Source organism: Streptomyces sp. OfavH-34-F (genome assembly GCF_022347745.1).
Classification (GTDB): domain Bacteria; phylum Actinomycetota; class Actinomycetes; order Streptomycetales; family Streptomycetaceae; genus Streptomyces.
This window is the reverse complement of record NZ_JAKRGC010000564.1, coordinates 1-2,056: the sequence shown is the minus strand read 5'-3', so window position 1 is coordinate 2,056 and position 2,056 is coordinate 1. Positions and strand designations below refer to the sequence as shown.

Below are 2,056 nucleotides of genomic sequence, written 5' to 3'. Positions count from 1 at the left end.
GCCGCCCGCCGCCCGGTCCGCCGGGCGCGGCTGCGGCGGCGACCGCCTCCGGCACGGCGACGGCGGCTGCGGCCGGTTCTGCGGCGGTGGTCTGCTCGTTCACAGGGGGCCTGTCCTTCTTGCGTCATGGAGTTCGCCGGTCCAGCACACGGTTCACCACGATGCACTGCACGGTCTACGGTACTGCACTCCCCCGGTGCGGTGTCTCCCTCCTACGGTAAGGACCCGGGGCGGCCGGCCGCGCCGCCCTCCCGCTCCAGGCCCTCCGCCAGCAGTTCCGCCAGATGGCGTCCGCGTACTCCAGCGAGCTGGTCCAGCTGGGTGCGGCAGGAGTAGCCGTCGGCGAGGACCGCGGAGTCCGGGGCGGCGGACCGGACGGCCGGGAGCAGCTGGTCCTCGGCGCAGGCCACGGACACCTCCCAGTGGCCCCGTTCGAAGCCGAAGTTCCCGGCGAGCCCGCAGCAGCCGCCGGACAGCTCACCGGTCAGCCCCGCCCTCGCGCGCAGCCGCCGGTCCGCCTCGTCGCCGAGGACGGCGTGCTGGTGGCAGTGGGTCTGGCCGGTGACCGGGCGGTCCAGGCGCGGGGGCCGCCAGTCGGGGGCGTACTCCTCCAGGTACTGGGCGAGCGTGCGCACGGAGGCGGCGAGCCGGGCGGCGCGCGGGTCGCCGGGCAGCAGCTCGGGCAGGTCGGTGCGCAGGGTCGTGGCGCAGCTGGGTTCGAGGACGACCAGGGGCGCGCCGCCGGTGTCGCCGATCCGGTCCAGGGTGCGGCGCATGACGGCGCGGGCGCGGTCGAGCTGGCCGGTGGAGACGTAGGTGAGGCCGCAGCAGAGCCCGTTTCCGGGGAGTACGGGGGTGCGCCCGGCGGCCTCCAGGACGCGCACGGCCGCCCGGCCGACCCGGGGCGACAGGTGCTCGGTGAAGGTGTCGGGCCACAGCAGGACCGTCCGGTCCCCGGCGGCGGGCTCCTGCCGGTGGCGCCGGAACCAGCGGCTGAACGTCTCGCGCGCCAGCGGCGGAATCCCGCGCTCCGGCGCGATCCCGGCGAGCCGCTTGGCGAGGGCGGCGAGCGGGCGCGAGCGGGCCAGCAGGTTGAGCGGCCCGGCGAGGGGCGCGGCAAGCCGGAGCCACTGCGGCAGCCGGCCCAGGGCGTAGTGGGAGGCGGGGCGCGGCCGGTGGCGGTAGTGGTGGTGCAGGAACTCCGCCTTGTACGTGGCCATGTCCACGCCCACCGGGCAGTCGCTGCGGCAGCCCTTGCAGGACAGGCACAGGTCGAGCGCGTCCCGTACCTCGGTGGAGCGCCAGCCGTCGGTGATCAGGCCGCCCGCCTCCCCGGCGAGCATTTCGTGCAGCAGCCGGGCCCGGCCGCGCGTGGAGTGGGCCTCCTCGCCGGTCGCCCGGAAGGAGGGGCACATCACGGCCGGTCCCGCCGCCTTCTCCGTACGGCACTTGGCGACGCCGACGCAGCGGCGGACGGCGGCGGAGAAGTCGCCGCCGTCGTTGGGGTAGCCGAAGACGACGTCGACGGGCTCGCGCGGCAGGACGTCGAAGCGCAGGTTCTCGTCGAGGCGGGCCGGGCGGGCCAGGATGCCGGGGTTCAGCCCGCCGTCCCCGTCCCACAGGTCCTTGTAGCGGGCGAAGAGGGCGACCAGTTCGTCCCCGTACATCTTCGGCAGCAGTTCGGCGCGGGCCTGGCCGTCGCCGTGCTCGCCGGAGAGCGATCCGCCGTGCGCGACGACGAGCGCGGCCACGTCCTCGGAGAAGCGGCGGAAGCGGGCCACGCCGTCGCCGGTGAGCAGGTCGAAGTCGATGCGGACGTGGACGCAGCCGTCGCCGAAGTGCCCGTACGGGCTGCCGCGCAGGCCGTGTTCGGCGAGCAGGGCGCGGAAGTCGCGGAGGTAGCCGCCGAGCCGGGCGGGCGGCACCGCGCAGTCCTCCCAGCCCGGCCACGCCTCGCCGCTCCGGCCGGCCGCGCCCCCGGGGGAGGTGTCCGCTCCGTCCGCGATCCGGGTCGCCGTGCCGGCCGCGTCCTCCCGGATGCGCCACAGGGCCCGCT

1 protein-coding gene is annotated in these 2,056 nt (G+C 76.4%); it reads right to left on the bottom strand.

Features of this window, described 5'->3' with window-relative positions:
• Nucleotides 1-212 precede the first annotated feature (212 nt).
• Nucleotides 213-2,056: FAD-linked oxidase C-terminal domain-containing protein (locus MHW47_RS34920; RefSeq protein ID WP_239227840.1), on the bottom strand; the 1,844-nt coding region annotated here is incomplete at its 5' end.